Origin of the sequence: Candidatus Thiodiazotropha sp. LNASS1, assembly GCF_964212655.1 — a bacterium.
Classification (GTDB): Bacteria; Pseudomonadota; Gammaproteobacteria; order Chromatiales; family Chromatiaceae; genus Thiodiazotropha.
This window is the reverse complement of the sequence record NZ_OZ156465.1, coordinates 3,544,665-3,565,765: the sequence shown is the minus strand read 5'-3', so window position 1 is coordinate 3,565,765 and position 21,101 is coordinate 3,544,665. Positions and strand designations below refer to the sequence as shown.

The 21,101-nt window shown below is 51.3% G+C and carries 17 protein-coding genes; 6 read left to right on the top strand and 11 right to left on the bottom strand.

Features of this window, described 5'->3' with window-relative positions; translation table 11 throughout:
- Positions 1 to 28: 28 nt before the first annotated feature.
- The 10 genes from AB8516_RS15785 to AB8516_RS15740 all read right to left on the bottom strand — a co-directional run bounded on the left by AB8516_RS15785 (position 29) and on the right by AB8516_RS15740 (position 9,067).
- Complete coding sequence (locus AB8516_RS15785; protein ID WP_369162069.1) at positions 29 to 481, bottom strand: SufE family protein; 453 nt, start codon at positions 479 to 481, stop codon at positions 29 to 31.
- A gap of 28 nt (positions 482 to 509) precedes the next feature.
- A complete protein-coding gene (locus AB8516_RS15780) occupies positions 510 to 836 on the bottom strand; it encodes a HesB/IscA family protein (RefSeq protein ID WP_369162068.1) in 327 nt (108 codons plus the stop codon).
- Positions 837 to 1,046: 210 nt separating this feature from the next.
- Positions 1,047 to 1,388, bottom strand: coding sequence for an SUF system Fe-S cluster assembly protein (locus AB8516_RS15775; RefSeq protein ID WP_369162067.1), 342 nt, complete (start codon positions 1,386 to 1,388; stop codon positions 1,047 to 1,049).
- 47 nt (positions 1,389 to 1,435) lie between these two features.
- Positions 1,436 to 2,737, bottom strand: a complete 1,302-nt coding sequence (sufD, locus tag AB8516_RS15770) for a Fe-S cluster assembly protein SufD (RefSeq protein ID WP_369162066.1) — start codon at positions 2,735 to 2,737, stop codon at positions 1,436 to 1,438.
- Positions 2,734 to 3,486 (bottom strand): Fe-S cluster assembly ATPase SufC, encoded by a 753-nt coding sequence (gene sufC / locus AB8516_RS15765; RefSeq protein WP_369162065.1) that lies wholly within the window; start codon positions 3,484 to 3,486, stop codon positions 2,734 to 2,736. Before sufC ends, sufD begins: the two co-directional genes overlap by 4 nt.
- A 19-nt stretch (positions 3,487 to 3,505) precedes the next feature.
- Positions 3,506 to 4,945 (bottom strand): Fe-S cluster assembly protein SufB, encoded by a 1,440-nt coding sequence (gene sufB / locus AB8516_RS15760; RefSeq protein WP_369163307.1) that lies wholly within the window; start codon positions 4,943 to 4,945, stop codon positions 3,506 to 3,508.
- Between the two features lie 315 nt (positions 4,946 to 5,260).
- Complete coding sequence (locus AB8516_RS15755; RefSeq protein WP_108294782.1) at positions 5,261 to 5,938, bottom strand: hypothetical protein; 678 nt, start codon at positions 5,936 to 5,938, stop codon at positions 5,261 to 5,263.
- Between the two features lie 63 nt (positions 5,939 to 6,001).
- Complete coding sequence (locus AB8516_RS15750; protein WP_369162064.1) at positions 6,002 to 7,378, bottom strand: L-serine ammonia-lyase; 1,377 nt, start codon at positions 7,376 to 7,378, stop codon at positions 6,002 to 6,004.
- 213 nt (positions 7,379 to 7,591) lie between these two features.
- Entirely contained in the window at positions 7,592 to 8,005 is a 414-nt protein-coding gene (locus AB8516_RS15745) for a bacteriohemerythrin (RefSeq protein WP_369162063.1), read from the bottom strand.
- A gap of 174 nt (positions 8,006 to 8,179) precedes the next feature.
- Positions 8,180 to 9,067 carry a LysR family transcriptional regulator gene (locus AB8516_RS15740; protein WP_369162062.1) on the bottom strand — a complete coding sequence of 296 codons (888 nt, stop codon included), beginning with the start codon at positions 9,065 to 9,067 and terminating at the stop codon, positions 8,180 to 8,182.
- A 105-nt stretch (positions 9,068 to 9,172) separates the two neighbouring features.
- On the opposite strand from AB8516_RS15740, the gene metE reads away from it, so the two are divergent.
- From metE to AB8516_RS15725, 3 genes are all read left to right on the top strand, one after another.
- Positions 9,173 to 11,449, top strand: a complete 2,277-nt coding sequence (gene metE, locus AB8516_RS15735) for a 5-methyltetrahydropteroyltriglutamate--homocysteine S-methyltransferase (RefSeq protein WP_369162061.1) — start codon at positions 9,173 to 9,175, stop codon at positions 11,447 to 11,449.
- Between the two features lie 414 nt (positions 11,450 to 11,863).
- Positions 11,864 to 13,591 carry a TRAP transporter permease gene (locus AB8516_RS15730; RefSeq protein WP_369162060.1) on the top strand — a complete coding sequence of 576 codons (1,728 nt, stop codon included), beginning with the start codon at positions 11,864 to 11,866 and terminating at the stop codon, positions 13,589 to 13,591.
- A gap of 15 nt (positions 13,592 to 13,606) precedes the next feature.
- The gene (locus AB8516_RS15725; protein WP_369162059.1) at positions 13,607 to 14,137 is read left to right on the top strand and encodes a universal stress protein; all 531 of its coding nucleotides are present in this window, start codon (positions 13,607 to 13,609) and stop codon (positions 14,135 to 14,137) included.
- Between the two features lie 96 nt (positions 14,138 to 14,233).
- Here the strand turns inward: AB8516_RS15725 and AB8516_RS15720 are convergent, their stop codons facing one another.
- A complete protein-coding gene (locus tag AB8516_RS15720) occupies positions 14,234 to 15,940 on the bottom strand; it encodes a hypothetical protein (RefSeq protein WP_369162058.1) in 1,707 nt (568 codons plus the stop codon).
- Between the two features lie 154 nt (positions 15,941 to 16,094).
- On the opposite strand from AB8516_RS15720, the gene AB8516_RS15715 reads away from it, so the two are divergent.
- The 3 genes from AB8516_RS15715 (at position 16,095) to AB8516_RS15705 (ending at position 21,029) form a co-directional block, all read left to right on the top strand.
- The gene (locus AB8516_RS15715; protein WP_369162057.1) at positions 16,095 to 16,388 is read left to right on the top strand and encodes a hypothetical protein; all 294 of its coding nucleotides are present in this window, start codon (positions 16,095 to 16,097) and stop codon (positions 16,386 to 16,388) included.
- A gap of 602 nt (positions 16,389 to 16,990) precedes the next feature.
- The gene (locus tag AB8516_RS15710; RefSeq protein WP_369162056.1) at positions 16,991 to 19,858 is read left to right on the top strand and encodes a diguanylate cyclase domain-containing protein; all 2,868 of its coding nucleotides are present in this window, start codon (positions 16,991 to 16,993) and stop codon (positions 19,856 to 19,858) included.
- 313 nt (positions 19,859 to 20,171) lie between these two features.
- Positions 20,172 to 21,029 (top strand): HDOD domain-containing protein, encoded by an 858-nt coding sequence (locus AB8516_RS15705; protein WP_369162055.1) that lies wholly within the window; start codon positions 20,172 to 20,174, stop codon positions 21,027 to 21,029.
- The last annotated feature ends 72 nt before the right edge of the window (positions 21,030 to 21,101 follow it).

The window sequence follows — 21,101 nt, the reverse complement described above, 5'->3', positions numbered from 1 at the left end:
GGCAGACGCCTTTGAAGGCCGTTACAGATTACGACAAAATGGTTGGCTCGAGCTTTGATGTCTCGACTTTCGAGAGGGCCTCGGCCCTCTCGATCATTTTTTCCACAATGGCATAGATGCCGACATGCCTGCTCGGACTCAGATGCTCCTGCAGCTTAAGTCGCGTGAAGAGAGCATCCACGTCCAACTCATGAATTTCACTCAAGGTACGATGGGATAGCAGGTCTATCAAAAGCGCCAGCACACCCTTGATGATCGCGGTATCACAATCGCCTTTGAAAAAGATCAGCGCCGGATTGTCTTCATCCCGATGTGCTGAGACGTGAACGGTACTCATACAGGGCTTGACCCAGTTCTCTTCCACCTTCAAAACATCCGGCATGGCGGGCAACGCCTCTCCCAGTTCAATGAGGTATTGATAACGCCCGTCCCAATTGTCGAAAAACTCGAAGTTTTCCACGATCTCGTCGATTTCGCTCATCCCGTTCTCCAGACCTTGAGGCGGCTGTTTACACACTGAAAGACTCACCGCAACCACACTGTTCCTTGCTATTCGGATTGATGAAATCGAAACCCTCATTGAGCATATTCGCCTTGACATAATCCACTGTCATACCGTCGAGCATCGGCAAGCTCTTACTATCGACAACGATTTTTACACCATGGGATTCGAACAATCGATCATCCTCTCCCACCCGTACTGCATAGTCGACCACATAAGCGAAACCGGTACAGCCGCTCTTTCTGGTACCCAGACGCAATCCAATTGCGCCATCTCTATGAGACAGCATCGATTTGACATGCCCGGCGGCGCTCTCAGTCAGTTGAATTGCCATAACACACCTCTAATTAAGGCAAACAAAGTACCGAAACGGACCCTGGTTGCCCACTCTAATCAGCCATTTGGCAAGCGACTTTCCACAATTTTGAGTTTAGAATTTATGTAAAAACAAGCGCAGCCTATCAACTCAAAACTTTTCAGCAGCTTTTACGATCTAAACCATCTCTTTCCAATAACTGCCCTGCCGTATAATCAGCAAGGATTTTTAAAGTAGTCCCAGCTGAAATTTTGCTTCATCACTCATCCTCTCCTGGCTCCAGGGAGGCTGCCACACCAACCTTATGGTGGCATCGGTGACGCCCGGCACTGCATCGATCACTCTGCCGACCTCGTATGGCAGCGTACCCGCCACCGGACAGGCGGGTGCCGTGAGGGTCATATCGACTTCGACCTTGCCCTCGGCATCCACTTCCAGGCGATAGATCAATCCCAGATCATAGATATTGACCGGTATCTCAGGATCGTAAACAGTGCACAGGGCCTCAATCAACGCATCCCGTGTGGGTAGCGTTCTGCTGCCGGTTTCGTTGATTTGCAGTCCACTCATCTGCCAATACCGTCAATTGCCGTTTCAGTGCGAAAAACCCACGAAAATCAAAACCGCATCCGCTTTTCCAGATCACTCCTGATCTCTACACGCAGGGAATCTGTGACAAACCTGTCGATAATTTCTTCGGCAAAGCCGAGACACAACAGACGCCGTGCCTGATGCGCATCGATTCCCCGCGAGCGAAGATAGAAGAGTGCCTGTTCATCCAGCCGGCCCACACTTGTACCATGGCTGCACTGCACATCATCCGCGAGGATAACCAACTGGGGTTTAGTGTCGATTTCGGCCTTGTTTGAGAGCATCAGATTAGCGTTGTGCAGATGCGCCTGGCTCTTCTGCGAATCGATCCCGACCCGGATCAAACCGTCAAATACCGCTCTTCCCACCCCATGCAGAATACCTTTGAAATTCTCCCGGCTTCGGCAACGGGGCACGCTGTGATCCACATCGAGATGGAAATCCGTCAATTGACCATCACCCGCCACATAGAGGCCGTCGATTTCACATTCCGCACCTTCCCCGGAGAACCGATGATGGAACTCAGTACGTGACCATGCACCGCCCAGTGCCGCATTCACACCCAGATAGCGGGCATCCCGGCCCAAACTGACATAGAGGCCGCACAGATGATAGGCATGATTGCTCTCCTGCTGCACACGTTGGTGTCTCAGGGTTGCTCCCTCCGCCAGATCGATCTCGCAAACGACATTGTTGAAGTAGTCGTGGTCATCACCCGCCGACAGATAACGCTCTATGAGGCTAACCGAAGCATCCGCATCCAACTCGACCAGGTGGCGTATCTGTTGTGCATGCCCGCCTCTCTTACGGGTTGTTATATGCAACAACTCTATGGGCTGCTCGATCACAACACCTTTCGACAGCTGAATTACGGCGCCATCCTGTTGGGTCGCCATATTCATGGCGGCGAAGGCATGATCTCCCACCCCGGACAGATTACCCACCGAGCTGAGCACCGACTGATCACCTGTGGCCATGGCTGCGCGCAGATTTCCTATCCTGAACCCTGTCTGCTCAATGTCCATCGACAGCCCGGGGTGGTAGCTACCGTCCACGAACACCAGACGCCCAGCAACAGGACCCTCGAGCATACGATCGATGGCGATATCCCGGGATGAATCCAATACTGAAGGGGTCGATATAAACCCCTTTTGCAACAAACCCTCCACACCCGTATAACGCCAGGCCTCCTGGCGGGCATGGGGAAAGCCGAGTTCAGTCATGCGCTCCATCGCAGCACGTCGCTGTTCAATGAGCCAATCTCCATTGTCATGGGCCAGGCTGTCAATGGTACGTTGCGCCGTCTCTCGGTAGCCGTGCATATTCATGCCGCATCCTCATCAATCAGCCAGCCATACCCCTTCTCCTCCAACTCCAACGCCAACTCCTTGCCTCCGGAACGAATAATGCGGCCCGCCACCAGCACATGGACGAAATCCGGCTGAATATAGTCAAGCAAACGCTGATAATGGGTTACCACCAGCAAGGCTCTCTCTTCTGAACGCAGCATATTCACACCATCCGCGACTGTTCGCAGGGCATCTATGTCGAGACCGGAATCCGTCTCATCCAAAATAGCCAGCCGCGGTTCCAGCATAGCCATCTGAAAAATCTCGTTGCGCTTTTTTTCACCCCCCGAGAAACCCGTATTCACCGAACGCTTGAGCAGCTTTTCATCCAGCTTCACCTGTTTTGCTTTGGCGCGTACAAGCTTCATGAAACTGACCGCATCAATCTCCTCTTCACCGTTAGCCTTGCGTATCGCATTCATCGATTCCCGCAAGAAGGTCATGTTGTTCACTCCGGGTAGCTCAACCGGATATTGCAATGCGAGAAAAAGCCCTCTGTGCGCCCGTTCTTCAACCTCCAGGTCGAGCAGATTCTCACCCATATAACTCACATTACCGTCAGTCACATGATAACCATCCCTTCCTGAAAGGACATGCGCCAAAGTGCTCTTTCCCGACCCGTTAGGTCCCATGATGGCATGCACTTCGCCTGCATTGATCTGCAGATCGACCCCATTCAGGATCGTTTTGTCTTCCACGCTGGCCCGTAAATTCTTTATCGTCAACATCGGAAACCTCTCTTCCATCTCAACCAACCGCCCCTTCCAGACTCACAGCAAGCAGCTTCTGAGCCTCAACGGCAAACTCCATCGGCAGCTCGTTGAAGACCTCTTTGCAGAAGCCGTTAATGATCATCGACACCGCATCCTCATCCGAGAGGCCACGCTGACGACAGTAGAACAGTTGATCCTCACTCACCTTCGAGGTTGTGGCTTCATGCTCCACCTGGGCGGTGGGATTCTTCACTTCGATATAGGGAAAGGTATGGGCGCCACAACGATCACCGATCAAGAGGGAATCGCACTGGGTGTGGTTTCTCGCGTTTTCCGCCTTCGCCGCAATGCGTACCAGACCCCGATAGGCATTGCTGCCCTGCATCGCCGATATACCCTTGGATACTATGGTGCTGCGGCTGTTCTTGCCCATATGGATCATCTTGGTGCCGGTATCCGCCTGTTGCCTGCCCTTGGTCACAGCCACGGAATAGAACTCACCCACACTGTCATCCCCACGCAGGATACAACTGGGATACTTCCAGGTAACCGCGGACCCTGTCTCAACCTGGGTCCACGAGATGTGTGAACGGTCACCCCGGCAATCCCCCCGTTTGGTCACGAAGTTGTATATACCGCCACGGCCCTCACTGTCGCCCGGATACCAGTTTTGCACCGTTGAATATTTAATCTTTGCATCAGTCATGGCCACCAACTCCACGACTGCCGCATGGAGTTGATTCTCATCCCGCATCGGAGCGGTACAGCCTTCAAGGTAGCTTACCTGACTAGCCTCTTCGGCGACGATCAGGGTGCGTTCAAACTGCCCTGTCTGTGCCTCATTGATACGAAAATAGGTGGACAACTCCATCGGACACATCACACCCCTGGGTATATAGACAAAGGTTCCGTCACTGAACACCGCGCTGTTCAAAGCGGCGAAATAGTTATCCTTATAGGGGACCACCGATCCCATGTAGCGCTGCACCAGTTCCGGATATTCGCGTATCGCCTCCGACATGGAGCAGAAGATCACACCCGCTTCAGCCAGTGTCTCCCGGAATGTTGTCGCCACCGAAACACTGTCAAAGACTGCATCCACCGCCACGCCGGCCAGTGCCTTCTGCTCGTCAAGGGGAATCCCCAACTTTTCGTAGGTGGCCAGCAACTCCGGGTCCACATCGTCAAGGCTGGCAAGTTGCGGTTTTTTCTTCGGTGAGGAGTAGTAGGAGATTGCCTGGAAATCGATAGCGGGATAACGGATGGCTGCCCAGTCCGGTTGCTGCATATTCAGCCAATGGCGATACGCCTGGAGGCGCTTTTCAAGCATCCATTCCGGCTCGTCTTTGCGTGACGATATGGCACGGATTACCGACTCGTCCAAACCTGGCGGCAGCGTATCCGATTCAATCCGAGTGACGAATCCCTCTGCATATCCGGTGCTTATGAGATTCTCCACACTACTATCGGTCATACCCATGTCTCATCTCCCCTGCGGTATGCAATTGCGGCTGTTACAGCAAAAGAAATGGGGTAAACAGATTGCGGGAATAGATTCATTTTTTACTGCCCCTGGCCAATGCCGGCCGACTGCTGAAACTTAATAACACAGTAATATAGTCAGGTATTATAATTTGCAAGGGCTATACCCTAGAGAAATACTAAGGTAATCACTGGCGTGAAATCGGATGGGCTGAAAATAACTATCAAATACAATAAGTAACAGCATTCATTACTTATTTGCAGGGACACCATACCCCAGTGGCACAAGGGTTTCCCGCTACACAGATCAAGCTTCGATGACGCTTCTCACACCTTCTGAAATGAGTTTTTCATAGAGGAATTTCTGTTTACCGTCGACCTCGATCCCCATACCGCTGAGCATAATAAAAAGATCGTCGATAATGATTTCCGATATGTGCTGTTGGTTGTGCAGCGAGGCCTCGAGATCGTTGTTCATGGCCAGCATACAGGCAAGTGCTCCGATCACCTGCAGCGTTACCTCATCCTTGACAACAATAGGCTTGGATTGAGGTTCTGAATCCGGACGCTGTATACCGTAAGTATCACAGACACGATTCAAATCGTCGTGGTTGAAGTGCATGTCGGCAGGATAGTTGAACTCATTATCCATTTCGCCCTTCCCGTCGCCAATGAGCAGCTCTTCGTCGAATACCAGAAACTTCTGAAACAGGTCATCACGAACAACACCATTAATTGTGATGTTGTGATCGATAATGGCACTGCTGTAGGTGACCGGCAGATTCTTTTTCAGCTCGTTGACATCAGTGGCGTAGAGCTTGAGATAACCGTCCACATAGACCCTGTCAAAGGTTCCGCTCTCCACCTCGACAGAAGCGAACCCGTTGAAGTGGAAATAGAACTCTTCAAGTTCATGCAGAAAACGACTGTCACCGACGTAGTCACAGGCCTGTTCCCAGCTGTAAAAGACGCCTTGTTCATTCATATTGGTTTCTATCATCCTTTATCGGTCAGATTCAGCTAATCCTTCCCCTTTTTTAGATCAATTTCAACACTCGACAAGATTGACTGCCAGCCCTCCCCTCGATGTCTCTTTATATTTTGTCTTCATATCCGCGCCGGTCTCTCGCATGGTTTTTATGACTTTATCCAGTGAAACAAAGTGCGACCCGTCTCCCCGTAAGGCCATGCGCGCGGCATTTATGGCTTTTACCGCACCCATGGCATTACGCTCGATACACGGCACCTGCACCAGGCCGCCTACCGGATCGCAGGTCAAGCCCAGATTGTGCTCCATTCCTATCTCCGCGGCATTTTCAACCTGGCGCGGCGTGCCGCCCAATACCTCGGCCAATGCACCCGCAGCCATGGAACAGGCAGCACCGACCTCACCCTGACAACCCACCTCGGCACCGGAAATCGAGGCATTCTCTTTGTACAGGATACCGATCGCACCGGCACAGAGTAGGAATCTGATCACACCATCCTCCGTTGCTCCCGGTGAAAAACGCCAATAGTAGTGGAGTACCGCGGGAACAATTCCGGCAGCCCCATTAGTGGGAGCGGTCACCACCCGGCCTCCGGCGGCATTCTCCTCGTTGACCGCCAGAGCAAACAGATTGACCCAGTCCATGGTGCCAAGCGGCACCTGATTGAGTTCCGCATCGTTACTGAGCTGCCTGTAGAGACGTGGAGCGCGTCGTTTAACCTTTAATCCACCCGGCAGCACCCCTTCAGTCGTGCAACCCTGTTCCACGCATTGCTGCATGACATGCCATATCTGCAGCAAACTGTCGCGAATCGTCTGTTCACTACGCCATGACTTTTCATTCTCCAACATCAGCCGGCTGATGGAGAGCCCCTGCTCGTCACAGACCCGCAACAACTCTTCGCCACTATGAAAAGGATACTTGAGTAGGGTTTTATCCTCACTGATAACAACCTCGCCTTGCGCATTTTCCTCAATTACAAAACCACCTCCAACGGAATAAAAATGGTTTTGTGAAATCTCCTTCCCCTTATCGTCGAAGGCCGTGAACCGCATACCGTTGGCATGCAGTTTGAGCTGTTTTTTCCGATGAAACTGAAGATCACCCTCCATATCGAAGCAGAGCCGCAGTCCACTGCCCAGCACCACTGATTTCTGCTCACGGATAGCATCGATCCGCTGCGGTATGGCCTGGACATCCACCGTTGAGGGCGACTCTCCCATGAGTCCGAGCAATAGTGCCTTATCCGTCCCATGCCCCTTGCCGGTAGCTCCCAATGACCCGAACAGCTCTATCTGAATTCTGTGTGCAACCTTTAGCAGGCGCTCATCCGACAGTGTTTCCACAAATCGCTTGGCCGCCAGCATCGGCCCGACGGTGTGGGAACTGGAAGGGCCTATGCCGATTTTGAAGAGATCGAAAACACTCACCGCCATGCCAGCCAACTCCCGACTGATTCAATGCATTGTTCTTTATCACCGACCGCTTTAAGCATCATTCAGTCCATGCTGATTGTTAGGCTCTGTCATTGACCGCGTACACAGCCAGCCTGAGCTGCGGACGGTATCGCCGCATATACTGCTGTATTGTCATGGTAGGCTTTTGAAGATGTAAGGTACAGGCCAACAGCCTCTGTCCCTGCATGGTCTTTATCGACTGTTCATGTAACGGGCTATATCCATATCGCTGTCTATGACATGATCGATAAGCCAATACTTGAGTGAAGTCAGGGTTTCTATATCGAGCCTGCGTTTCCCCTCTTCTATCTCTCTTATCAAATCACTCATCTCAGCCTGAAGCAGTGCATGTTCCCGATGATGACTGCTGACCTGAGGATATTCATGATTACGCATAAAGGCCTCCTCATCCCTGAAATGCTGCCTGGTCTCCTCTTGAAGTTGCAGCACCAGCCGCATCGCAGCTCCGTCATCATTCGATTCTGAATTTTGCGTCATAACCGAGTCTGCCACCTGATTGACCAGATCCACCAGATGGAGATGTTGCTGATCGATTTCATCGATCCCCAGATACCAGTCATCCCGCCAAGTAAGAAATCTCTTCATTGGTCCGCCACCGATCTATTGCACTGCCCCGTACTAGCCAAAGATTCCACTTGCAACCTTGTACCTGATCTTCATAGGTCGGTATATCCATGATGAGATTGAGGAAACATACGTCTGCTCAGCTGTTTTGTTTCCATGGTGCGAGGATCTTATTTTATCCTGAAAATGCCTATCTTAGGGTTTAAATCGTTTTGCCCTAATCAGAAATCGCTGCAAATAGCCGATCCCTCCATCTTCATGACGATAGGCCGCATACAACTTCCTATTGATGCCTTGACTCCCTAAATGTAGCGCTTTCAAAGGCAGCTCCGCACTTACTTTGACGGCCAACCAGTCCGGTAAAGTACAGATGCCACGATTATAGGCCACCATCTGCAGCATAATCTCGAATGATTCAATCTGCTTCTGTTTTATTGTTCTCACCGCCGCCGGCCATAGGAACAGGGTGAGGATATCCAGACGCTCCGGCGCCACCGGAAAAGTGACAAGGTTCTCCTGCGCCAACTGCTCCGGCTTAATCCATGATGCATCAGCCAACGGGTGGGAATCGGATACCAAAAGCATCAACTCATAATGGAAAAGCGTATCGAAACCAAGCCCAGGCTGATCCACCCTATCCGGAGTGATCAGTAGATCGATATGACGATTCAACAGCCCTTCCAGCCCGGCAAATTGAAAACGGTGAAAAATATCCACCTCCACATCCGGTTCACGGCTCAAGTAGTCAGCAATAACGTCCTTCAACCATTCATAACAGGGATAGCACTCTACTCCGATACGCAATGTCCCCTGCTTCCCTTCAGCCAAGGCTTTTAAGGTCTGCTCAGTCTGCTCCAGGATGGGCAGAATTTCATGCGCCGTCTTCAATAACTGTATGCCGGCACGGGTCAACCTCAACCGGCGCCCCTGCCTCTCCCAGAGTTCAACACCCAGCTTTCCCTCTAAATATCGTATTTGGTGTGAAAGCGCAGACTGGCTGAGAAAGAGCGCATCGGCTGCGGCAGTGAGCGTTCCATGACGCTTCAGGGCAGCGATGATCTTGAGGTGGGTCAGCTCTATCATAGTATGAGTTTTCTTCATATTTTATAGCAATATGATCATTATATTTTCATAATTTGCCTCCTTACAATAGCGCCCTGGTAATAACGACATCTCAGAGCAAGGACTATGGCCACAACACATCACCTCGGACTACCCCGCATCGGTACCAAGCGACAATTGAAATTTGCCCTCGAGGCCTATTGGCGGGGGGAGCTTGACCAGCGGGAGCTGGAACGGACGGCCCGTCAAATTCGCCGGGACAATCTGCTGTTGCAGTCTCGACTGGACATGCTGACAGTGGGAGATTTTTCGCTCTACGACCAGGTATTGGATAGCAGTTTTCTATTCGGCAATATCCCACCCCGTTTCCGGCAGGAAGCTGGGATCACCACCCTTGACAACTATTTTCAGGTTGCCCGGGGCGCTTCCAATCAGGATACGCCACCGGAGGCGGCTGCTGAAATGACCAAATGGTTCGACACCAACTACCACTATATCGTACCGGAATTTCAGCACGCCACGGAATTTCGGTTGGCGATCGATACACTGCTCACACAAATCACCGAAACCGGCACTGACACCCAGCGGATTAAACCGGTCATCATTGGCCCGGTCACCTATCTTTGGTTGGGTAAAAGCAAGGACGGTAGCGACAAACTCGATCTACTGCAGCGCTTGCTGCCCATCTATGCCGATCTTTTGACTCAACTTGCAGCGGCTGGCGTAGAGTGGGTGCAGGTCGACGAACCGATACTGGCGACCGAACTCAGCGCAACCTGGCAACATGCCCTGCGCAATAGTTATTACCAACTGCAAAGCAGTCCGGTCAAACTGCTGCTGACCACCTATTTCGGTCAGTTGCGGGAAAACCTGCAACTGGCATGTGAACTGCCCGTTGCCGGGCTGCATATCGATGTGAGCCGACAACAGGAGGAGGTCGACCGGATCATCGATTGGCTGCCCATGCATAAGATCCTGTCCCTGGGTATTATCGATGGCCGAAATATCTGGAAGAGTGACCTCAAGGCTATTTTGGCGTGGCTGGAGCCGATCCATAGCCGCCTCCGGCAACGGCTATGGCTCGCCCCCTCATGTTCACTACTGCACGTTCCACTCGACCTGGAACGTGAACAAAGACTCGATCCGGAGATTAAAGCGTGGTGCAGCTTTGGCAAACAGAAACTGATTGAGCTTGAACTCGTCGCCACTGCGCTCAATCAGGGGCGAGACAGCGTGACAACCGAACTGGAGAACAACGCCAACGCTCTGCTCACACGCAAGCGATCTCACCGGGTGATCAAGCCGTCTGTTCATCAGCGTATAGCGGAAATCACTCCATCGATGGCACAACGTCGAAGTCCCTATGAGGTCCGCAGCCAGGTACAGGCACAGAGATTAAATCTGCCACCCCTCCCCACCACCACTATCGGCTCCTTCCCCCAAACCGGTTCAATACGTCAATGCCGCAGGGATTATCGTAACGGCAAGCTGACCTGGAACCGTTATAAAAAGGCCATGAAACAGGAGATCGCCTACTGCATCCGGCAACAGGAGAAGATCGGCTTGGATGTGCTGGTACATGGTGAACCGGAACGCAACGACATGGTGGAATATTTCGGCGAACAGCTGGATGGCTTTGCCTTTATGGAGCACGCTTGGGTGCAATCCTATGGTTCACGCTGCGTAAAGCCGCCGATTATTTACGGTGATATCGAGCGTCATCACTGCATGACCGGTGAATGGACAGACTATGCCCAGTCCCTTACGACAAAACCTTTGAAAGGGATGCTCACCGGCCCGGTCACCATGCTCAATTGGTCATTCGTGCGCGATGATCAGCCCCGTGCGGCCACCTGTCTTCAGCTGGCGCTCGCCTTGAGAGACGAGGTGCTTGACCTGGAACAGGCCGGGATTGCAATCATCCAGATTGACGAGGCGGCATTGCGGGAAGGACTACCCCTGAGACGCAGTGAATGGCAGGGTTACCTGGAATGGGCCACTCATGCATTCGGCGTGTGTGCCAACGGCGTGAAGGATTCGACCCAGATTCATACACATATGTGCTATTCGGAGTTCAACGACATAATCGGGGCAATTGCCGCCATGGACGCGGATGTGATCACCATCGAAACATCCCGTTCGGACATGGAGCTGCTGGAGGTGTTTGAGGCATTCGACTACCCTAACGCAATCGGACCGGGTGTCTATGACATCCACAACCCAAACATCCCATCCCTCGATAAGATCATGACGCTAATGCGGCGGGCAATGCAGCGGATCCCGGCAGATCGACTGTGGATCAATCCCGACTGCGGTCTCAAGACCAGACGCTGGCAGGAAGTCGTACCGGCGCTTGAAGCCATGCAGCGGGCCGCAGGTCTACTGCGTGAGTCATCCGCTTAAGCCATTCAACATGAAGCCAATATCATGATCCGCTTCATGGGTCATGAATTGGCTGATTGTTTGGTCATCTGCTGGCATAGATCATCTTTTTCGTCTATGTTGTATGGATCAAAAGGCGTAAGAACTCAGTTCGACCGCATCATGTTTAAATGCCAAGATAACAACGAGAATGGCGCATTATCACTACAGCATATAGCGTTTTAACAATCGGCTTCATAATCCGGATGTTCATTTCGCACCGGTGTCAACGGGATCGTCACACCGTCACATCCAGACGCAAAGCAATACTGGGTAGAGAAAGGATAAGAGTAAAATGTTCAACATAGCCGGAAGGATAACCTCTCATAAGGCGATCTCTTTCGGCGTTGAAAAGTCTAAGGGCCTGTTAACAGGCCCCAGCTAGCGGATCATACGATGCTTTATGAAAAACTCCATAAAATCGAACAGATCATGTTCGACGCCTTGGCACTGGGACTGGTGCTCTTCTACTCCTACTCCGCAGTTTTGGAACCCGCCGCCACCCAGTACCATCGTGGCATCTATATCATCATCACCTATATGCTCGTCTTCATGCTCTACCGCACACCCACTGTCTGGGGTCGGGTGTGGGACTATATACTGATCGCGGCATCCATCGGGTCGATCGGCTACTGGATTGTCAATTTCGAGGCCATCAACTATCGTGCCGGTGCAGAGACCGAACTCGATAAGTGGATTGCCATGGTCGGTGTGCTGATAGGCGTCGAACTTGCCAGGCGGGTAGTCGGCAGCGTGTTTGTCATTATCGGTGCGATCATGCTGCTCTATGGCGTGTATGGCGAGTACGCCCCGGAGATAATATCGCATGCGGGAGACACCTTCCCTGACCTGTGCACCAGCATCTTTTACAAGAGCGATGGTGTGTTCGGCATCATGGCCAATGTATTGGCGACCTATATCATCCTGTTCGTGATTTTTGGCGCTTTCCTGGAGAGGAGCGGCGCTCAACGCTTTTTCATCGATTTCCCCCTTGCCGCTGTCGGTCACAAGATCGGCGGTCCAGCCAAGGTATCTGTCATCGCATCAGGACTGTTCGGTTCCATCTCCGGCAGCGCCATCGCCAACACCGTATCCACCGGCGCCTTTACCATTCCGATGATGAAGAAGGCCGGATTCAGGCCGCACGTGGCTGGCGGCATCGAACCGGCCGCCTCCATCGGCGGTATGTTCATGCCGCCTATCATGGGAGCCGGTGGCTTTATCATGGCCGAATTGACCGGCGTGCCCTACTCCACGATCATGCTGGTGGCCATCTTTCCGGCCCTGATGTACTTCTTCAGTGTATTCGTCATGGTCCACTATGAGGCCAAGCGGTTCAACATCGTGGGTGAGAGATCGAAAGAGAGCGCCAAGGAGATACTCAAAAAGGAGTGGTTCTACGTCCTGCCGCTGGTCATTATCACCATCTTCATGTTGCTCGGTTACTCGCCCGGCTACTCAGCCATCCTCGGCATCGTGGCCTGTATTGTCGTCAGCTGGTTCCGCAAGGATACACGCATCGATCTGAAAGGTTTCCTGGAAGCGTCCCGCGCCGGCGCCGAATCAAGCTTGAAGATCGGTGCCACTGTAGGCGTCATCGGTATTATCATCGGCGTACTCACCTACAGTGGCCTGGTGCTTACCTTTGCCGATATCGTCATCGAGCTTGCGGATGGCGCACTCTGGCTGACCATCCTGTTAATCGCCCTGGCTTCGCTGATTCTCGGTATGGGTGTTCCGGTCACTGCAGCCTATCTGATTACAGCGGTAGTTGCGGTACCCGCACTCACCGAACTGGGCGTCAACCCGATTGCCGCACATATGATTGTCTATTGGCTGTCGCAGGACTCCAACATCACGCCGCCGGTCTGTATCGCCGCTTTCGCCGGCGCCACCATCGCCAAGGCGAATATGTGGAAGACCGCTTTCACATCATTCAAATTCGCCAAGTTCCTCTACCTCGGTCCCTTCCTGTTTGGTTATGTACCCGGCTTTTCACTGGATGGCACAGCGAAGGATATCGCCGTCACCTTCATACTGATCCTCATCGGCACCTACGGTTACGCTTGGCTGCTCAGCGGCATCTGGCTGGATTGGTTCAAGAAATCACCGGTAAAGACCTGATAAGCGAGATCGGATATGCCTAATAGAAAACTACCCCGTATCGGCTATAAAAAGATCCTCTATGTCACCGATCTCTCTGAAGAGGGCCGCCTGGCCTTTCCTCATGCCGCCAGTCTGGCACATACCTACGATGCCGCACTGACCGTCTTCCACGTGGTGGAATCCCGTGAGTTCGAGAAGTTTCTCGAAGGCTACTTCAATGAGGAGCTTTGGAACGAGATCAGAAACCGCAACGTGGAAGACGCCAGGGAGATCCTGGTGAATCGGAAACGCAGCGACGCCTCGATTAAAGAGGGTATCGAACAGTTCTGCGAAGAATGCATGGACAGCAGCGACGATTCACCCTATGTAACCTACGACGTGGCCGTCGACATTGGCGAACCGGGTGACAGAATCGTGGAAAAGGCCCACTCCGGCGGCTACGACCTGGTGGTTATCGGTAAGCGTGGCCAAGGCATTCTGCGAGGTGGCCTGATGGGAGACACCGCACGTCGCGTCATCCGTCACTCCAAGGTGCCGGTCATGGTAATACCCATTCCGGTATGACCCGCATGCCTAAGTAACCGATAAGCGATACGCCCGGCTGATAGACGAATATGAGGCCTTTCGTCAGCTACGCCGTTCACTCCCCCGAATCCAACACTAGCCTGTCATCGCTTTGGAATTGTGCGGTGTCGCCGTCATCTCAAGAATATTGCGTATCGATTGCGTCAAATGGTAAATCGTATTGATCGATGTACCCGATTCACCCTTGTGGTGCTCCTTCAGCAACCTTTCCGCCCGCTCGGATATGCCCCTGTTGAGTCGCGATATCTCACGGTACTGTTCCGTGAGTAACTCTCTCCTTGCCGCGATTGCGTTCAACAGCTCCTTTTCAGCCTCTCCAAGCGATTGAGTCTTTTGCCCGTCACCCGCCGTGATGACCTTCTTAAGCTGCTCACAGACATCGGCCTCTTCCATCGACATCTTCCACCAGGCTATAAAACGCGCCTTATGGTCGGCCATCGTGTTGACCGACTCGGCCATGGAATTAACCTCATCCCGTCCTTCAGGAACAAACGGCATTCGTTCCGCCGGTTCTTCATACGCCAGTTGATCCAGTATACCCGCCATTTTCCGCAGCGGGTGGACGATACGCAGTGTGATGGTAATGGCAAAGAATATTCCCAATAAGACAGCACCGGCTACAATCCACAACATCAGTTTCTCGTTCTCTCTGGACGTGAAATTGATATCCGATGCCATCTGATTCATCGTTTGGTTGGCGCTGACCACATTGGCTTCCACAAGGCCGGCAATTTCGGATACCGCCTTTTTCATCTCCTCAGTGACCTGTTCAATTCTCCCGTTTTGCTCTACCAGTGCCAGGAAGTCATTTTTATATTTTGCCAATAAACCACCAAACATGGCTTTATCCTTGATGGAGATACCAGACCCCTCGACCTGGGCATTGATAAGCTCGAGTTCGTGGAGCGCCATGTCCACATAGACCTTGTCACCCCTGAGCAGGTAGTCCTTTTCCCGTCGCCTAAGTTGCAGAATATGTTGTTCCAGGTCGGGTATATAATGACCGTTGATGAGCGCTTCGAGCCGGTGGGCTGCTTGCCGAAACGGCCCCTTACCGCCTGCAACGTTTTGATTCGCAAGCACATCACGCGCATAGACCGTAAAAGTATCACGGTAGGTATTGATCTCCTGCAAAAACTTTTCCTGTACCGGCTGCTCCAGCTCTGAGTCGGCTAACTTCTGTTTATACTCCTCGATAAGCTGAAAAACCCTGTCGCGGTATTGCGCTTCTCGTCTTAGTCCGAGATCCTTCTCTCCTCGACGTATTTGCAGTAGTTGCAAATAGAGGTTTCCCACTTTAAAACGGCCGGCCATTGCTTCCAGCTCATGCACGGTATTACGAAATGCCCCCTGCAGACCTGAATTATGATCCAGTCCTTTTGTTCGCCAGGCGTCTGCAATCATCAGGAATTGCTGATTGTAGGCATGGCTGAGCTCAGAGATTCGACTCGATGTTTTGGCGGCGGACTGATCGATATTTCCCAGTTCTTCTGCATACCGGAGTACATCCTGCACATGCCCGCCTACCTCCTCCACACGCGCTTCGCTGCGATCGATAAGAAACAGCTTTTCTACCCGGCGTGCCTCGAGCATGCTGTTTTCGATCTCCAGCGCATAGCTCTTTTTTGCACCATAGACATCCTGGAGTCGCTGGTAGTCACCCAGCGATTGCTGCAGTGTCGAGTGATACTGCCAAATTACACCAAGAAACAGCAGACCCACCAGACCAAAGCCGAATCCTATCTTCTCCCCAATGCGTAACTTGCTTGCAAATTTACCCATATCTTGCCCCTTGGCGCCTTAAATATTCACGCTCTCCACCCGTGTTTCCAATGACCATAGCAATCCTTTATGACAGTTCTGTTACAGTTAACCAAGTGTAGTCAAGAAGCTGATGACCCGTGACCATAAACCGTCATAACGGAAAAAAGCCGATATGGAACAGAAACCCGCTAAATCCTCACGTGGACTGGAGAACATCAGCAACTACCTTGAACAATTGATCGATATTATCAGTCAGCCGGCAAACTACTGCGGCCTGACCAATAAGAGCGACTGTCTTGAACGACATAACGTGAAAGTCACGGCAGAATTGGGCAACGAAGTTCCCTATGCGGAAATCAGGATCGGTGAACTGAAACGATATGGCGTCATCGTGAAATACCCATTGAATGAAGTAAAGAATCAAAGCCGTATCGCCAACAAGATGGAATCGATATATGGCAATTAAGGCGCGGGTATTCAACTCAACACGGCTGTCTGTCATGGCATTACCCATTCACGGTTGATCTGCCGACTTGTGTAAATTATAAAAAGTCCCCATTGAGATCCGCAATAAATCACCTGTTGTTATTGCACACTTGATCAGACGTGGCCCCTACACCTGTAAAGTATGATCCGTTTGGTTAGTCTGCACACCACAAACGGGGCATGCCGTCGTTTCGGTCCGGGCACAGAGAAAAAAGTACATGACACATATTATTGTTTTTTATTCAATTGGTTACATTACTCAGGCAGACACTTCCATGTCCATTCACGCCACCTGCGCATCTCTCAACTCAATGATGCTCGTATTGATATGCGTACTAAATAAAACGAGGAATCCGTCGATACAGAAACTGTGACATATATTTAACAAAATGCTGAATTAGATACCGTGACAACCAACCAAACAACTGTCGAACCGGCCGAACCTCTACCATTCAGATGCGTCCACTCATCCTCTCGTACAAACTAGGCATCGTCGCTATCATCATCACACTTGGAGTACTCACCCTGCTCCAGCTGTCGAACAGTGTCCCAGAGGGGGACCGGCGACAAGTATCAAACCAGATGAAGACGGCCACAGACACAGCTTCACGCCTGTCATCGCTGGTATCGCTTGACCACCATCCATCCGTTGAGTCCCTACTGAATGAAGTCGTAGAAGAGCATGCTGCAATTATATCCGCGGCCGTCTATCTCAATGACGGAATACACTTGGAAGTCGGAGGACACCATTCGCATCCCGGGGAGCTTGTCCCGGACCGCCCGATCTACAAGGAGATAAAGGTCCCCATAGAGAAAAATGACCGGGTGGTGGGAACGCTTGAATTGGCCTTTGGCCACCAATCGGATGTGATGAGATATTCGCTGATCGAACTGGCTGTATTCGTACTCATCACCATATTACTCATCCTGATCACTTATCTATTTTTCAACAAGAAATTCACTCACCATTTCGATACGATTTCAATTATCCCCGAAAAAGTCAGAAACGCGTTTAATGCGCTTTCCGAAGGACTCGTCATTGTCAATGAGAAAGAGAGGATTGTCTTGGCCAATGACTCGTTTATTGCGAAAACTGGACAAAAAAATAGAGAAGAGGTTATTGGTAAAAAAATCGGCCATATGCAGTGGAAGCAGAGAGAGGGCGGCATGGATGGTGATATCCTGCCCTGGCATTTCAGCTTGTACAATTGTGAACGCAAAACCGGGGTACCGGTACGTCTGGAATATAGCAATAAGACAAAAACCTTCTCAGTCAATACAGCACCCATTTTTGATTCGCTAGGAACCATCCGTGGCGTACTCGCCACATTCGATGATCTTACCGATCTGGAAAAGCAGCATAGAAAACTCAGCTCTACACTCAGCAAACTGAGGATTTCCGAAAAGGCACTGCGGGACAAAACCGTTGAGTTGGAGTATCTCGCGACAAGAGATCCACTCACCGGATGCCTCAATCGCCGCGCCTTTTTCAATAAGCTTGATATGTTATTCGAGCAGTCCAAATCGAAAGGACACGACCTGGTTTTCATGATGGTCGATATCGACAATTTCAAGTGGATAAATGACCTGTATGGCCATGCAAACGGCGATAAAATCATTAAGCTTGTAGCGGAGATCCTGAACAGCAATTCAAGACCCGAGGATGTAGTCGGCAGATATGGTGGTGACGAGTTTACACTGGCATTACCGAATGCAGATATCAAACAGGCGACGACCATCGCAGATCGACTACGCCTGGACATACAGAATAAATGCCGCACATTGTTCACCAATCGCCAGCAGGTTACGCTGTGCTTTGGCCTTGCTGCCTTACAACAGCAGATGGAAGATTCGATATTACTGGTCAACAATGCGGACGATGCGCTTTATGCGGCCAAGCAGCAAGGCAAAAATCAGGTCATCGTTTGGAAACCCGGATTAAAGAAAAATGTAAAACGGGATAACGACAAAGCAGAAGAGATCATTCCGGTACCTGAAAATGCGATCGACACGGCCACAGCAGGTCTGTTGCAGGCCGAAGTAGATAATCTTCAAACGATCGTCAAGCGGCTTGAATCCGAGCTTGAGTACACCCGGGATGAGATAAGCAAACGGGGTAAAAGCGATGAATTAACCGGTTTACCCGTCAAACTTTTGTTCGATGACCGCGTATCGAGAGACATTATCAGGGCAGAGCGTAACAAACACGCGGTTGCCGTGGTCTCCTTGGACATCGATAACTTTTCACGCATCAACAAGGCTTTTGGGCAAGGAATAGGCGATCAGATCCTGAAAATCGTAGCTGAACGACTGATCGATTCACTCCGCAGATCCGACACCGTTGCAGTGCTGGATAAAGAGGAGAACGATGAAATCCCTGCCATAACCCGCTTGAACAACGACGAATTCGCCCTGGTTCTCAGCGATATCAAAGATATTCAGTCCGTAACATGGGTGATACGCCGTATTCTTGGCAGATTAAAGAAAACCATGGAGGTCGATAACCAGGAACTGTTTGTCTCTTTCAGTGTTGGCGCCGCATTCTATCCGCACGACGGCGACACCACTTTCGACCTTCTGCAAATGGCCTATAGCGCCAGACACGCTGCCAAAAGCAATCCTGGAAGCAATAACATCAAATTCTTTTCGAGAGACCTCAACAGAAATGCATTCCACGACATTTGGCTGGAGATGCAATTTTATAAAGCCATAATTCAGCAACAGTTTGAGGTCGTATACCAACCGAAGATCGATGCCAAAACCGGCCTTATTACATCCATGGAAGCACTCACCCGCTGGACACATCCCAAGGTCGGACCCATACCGCCAGACGACTTTATTCCTGTTGCCGAACATACCGGTCTGATTAACAAGCTGGGAAACTGGGTCTTTAAAAAAGCCTGTTTGGATCTGCGTCGCTGGCATAAAATGGGCTTCCGTGATCTACGTATCGCAGTCAATCTTTCACCTGTCCAATTAAGGGATGAGTCCACACTCAGTGAAAGGTTCCTTCGAATATGCAACAAGCGCAAGATACCGCCCAACAAAGTCGAACTTGAAATCACTGAGAGTACACTTATTGAAAACTTCGATCAGACTCAAGCAGCAATGCATGCCATGAGTAAAGCCGGAATTCAGTTCACCCTGGATGATTTTGGGAAGGGATTTTCATCCCTCAGCTACCTGCCTAATCTGCCGATCAGGAATATCAAGATCGACCGGGAATTCATCGACAGCACCCTCCCCGACAGCCAAAACCTGATTATTGTTAAAGCAATCATCTCGATGGCTAAAAGCCTCGGCTTAAAGGTCGCAGCCATCGGTGTGGAAACCGAGACTCAAAAGCATATGCTTTCGCAGCTTGAATGCGATGAGATACAGGGATCCTTTTACAGCGATCCCGTCACTATGGAACAAGCCACTGATCTACTTCGAATCTATAACAGTTGACAGTCATTCGGTTGGTTGGACGCCTGGTGGCACTATAAAAGCAGTAAGCCGGACGCCAAACAGGCAACTCACAGGCACCCATCCCGGGCCACTGCCAATTCAATGCGACGGAATCACACCTTCCTTTGGTGAGTCAAACACCACGGCCATACACTCCCGCCTTATAATCCGCACTTCGATTATAGCGCAGGGCTGATATAATTCCCCTATACGCCACCGACCAATATTTATTCATGCTGCGCATTGAAACCGGAGGCTAGCAATAGTACCGTGGCGCCAAGTGATCGGGTACGCAGCGATTTGAGGTAATAAAATGCCAACCCTCTGGGAAAAGGTGACCAGCGAAGCCAAACTCATAAGCCTGCCTGAAGCCTACTTAAGACTGAAATCGGTGGTCGAGCGACCCGACTACGAGATTACCGAAATTGCCGATGCCGTCAGTACAGATCCGGCATTGACGACCCGAGTGCTCAAACTGGTTAACAGCCCCTATTTCGGCCTTGCCGGCCGAATAAAGACCGTGATAAGAGCCGTCAGTATGCTCGGCGCCCAGCAAATCCACGATCTGGCGCTGACAACCTGCGTCGCCCACGCCTTCAGCGGTATCGATCCCGCCCACCTGGATATGCGCAGTTTTTGGAGAAGCAGCGTGTTCAGCGGACTTGCCGCCCAACAGCTCGCCAAGCGGCGGGGCGTGCTGGATAGTGAGCGACTGTTTGTCGCCGGCCTACTGAGTGACATCGGCCACCTGATCCTTTATCAAAGCGTTCCCCAGGAGATCATAAGGGCCGATAACCTCGCTCGAGAGCAACAACTGCCACCAGTGGAGGTCGAACGCGAATTGCTGGGTCTGGATTATGCCCGGGTTGGCGCTGTCCTGATGCGACAATGGCAACTGCCGGACTCCCTGATCGAAACAACCGAATTTCACCCGGAACCCCTGCGCTCCAGAAAATTCTTTTTGGAAACCTCTATCGTACACATCGCCGTGCTTCTATCCAGATCCTGGAATGAAGACCAGCCCTTTGACCAGGGGACGCTGCAACCTCATCCATCGGCATTGGACAGCGCCAATGTCTCATCTGATATCTGCCTCGAAATATCGGAAACCGTCGAATCTGAGGTTGATAAGCTATTGGAAACACTCGCACCACTCAGTAAAGCCTCCTAGGGCCATTCATCACTGACCCCAATGGCATAGCTCTGACTGTCAACGCACAGATTATCGAATAAACCTGTAATT

Coding starts and splice junctions, on each gene's coding strand:
- AB8516_RS15785 (WP_369162069.1), bottom strand. CDS start 481: ATGAGCGAAATCGACGAGATCGTGGAAAACTTCGAGTTTTTCGACAAT.
- AB8516_RS15780 (WP_369162068.1), bottom strand. CDS start 836: ATGGCAATTCAACTGACTGAGAGCGCCGCCGGGCATGTCAAATCGATG.
- AB8516_RS15775 (WP_369162067.1), bottom strand. CDS start 1,388: ATGAGTGGACTGCAAATCAACGAAACCGGCAGCAGAACGCTACCCACA.
- sufD (WP_369162066.1), bottom strand. CDS start 2,737: ATGAATATGCACGGCTACCGAGAGACGGCGCAACGTACCATTGACAGC.
- sufC (WP_369162065.1), bottom strand. CDS start 3,486: ATGTTGACGATAAAGAATTTACGGGCCAGCGTGGAAGACAAAACGATC.
- sufB (WP_369163307.1), bottom strand. CDS start 4,945: ATGACCGATAGTAGTGTGGAGAATCTCATAAGCACCGGATATGCAGAG.
- AB8516_RS15755 (WP_108294782.1), bottom strand. CDS start 5,938: ATGAATGAACAAGGCGTCTTTTACAGCTGGGAACAGGCCTGTGACTAC.
- AB8516_RS15750 (WP_369162064.1), bottom strand. CDS start 7,378: ATGGCGGTGAGTGTTTTCGATCTCTTCAAAATCGGCATAGGCCCTTCC.
- AB8516_RS15745 (WP_369162063.1), bottom strand. CDS start 8,005: ATGAAGAGATTTCTTACTTGGCGGGATGACTGGTATCTGGGGATCGAT.
- AB8516_RS15740 (WP_369162062.1), bottom strand. CDS start 9,067: ATGATAGAGCTGACCCACCTCAAGATCATCGCTGCCCTGAAGCGTCAT.
- metE (WP_369162061.1), top strand. CDS start 9,173: ATGGCCACAACACATCACCTCGGACTACCCCGCATCGGTACCAAGCGA.
- AB8516_RS15730 (WP_369162060.1), top strand. CDS start 11,864: ATGCTTTATGAAAAACTCCATAAAATCGAACAGATCATGTTCGACGCC.
- AB8516_RS15725 (WP_369162059.1), top strand. CDS start 13,607: ATGCCTAATAGAAAACTACCCCGTATCGGCTATAAAAAGATCCTCTAT.
- AB8516_RS15720 (WP_369162058.1), bottom strand. CDS start 15,940: ATGGGTAAATTTGCAAGCAAGTTACGCATTGGGGAGAAGATAGGATTC.
- AB8516_RS15715 (WP_369162057.1), top strand. CDS start 16,095: ATGGAACAGAAACCCGCTAAATCCTCACGTGGACTGGAGAACATCAGC.
- AB8516_RS15710 (WP_369162056.1), top strand. CDS start 16,991: ATGAAGACGGCCACAGACACAGCTTCACGCCTGTCATCGCTGGTATCG.
- AB8516_RS15705 (WP_369162055.1), top strand. CDS start 20,172: ATGCCAACCCTCTGGGAAAAGGTGACCAGCGAAGCCAAACTCATAAGC.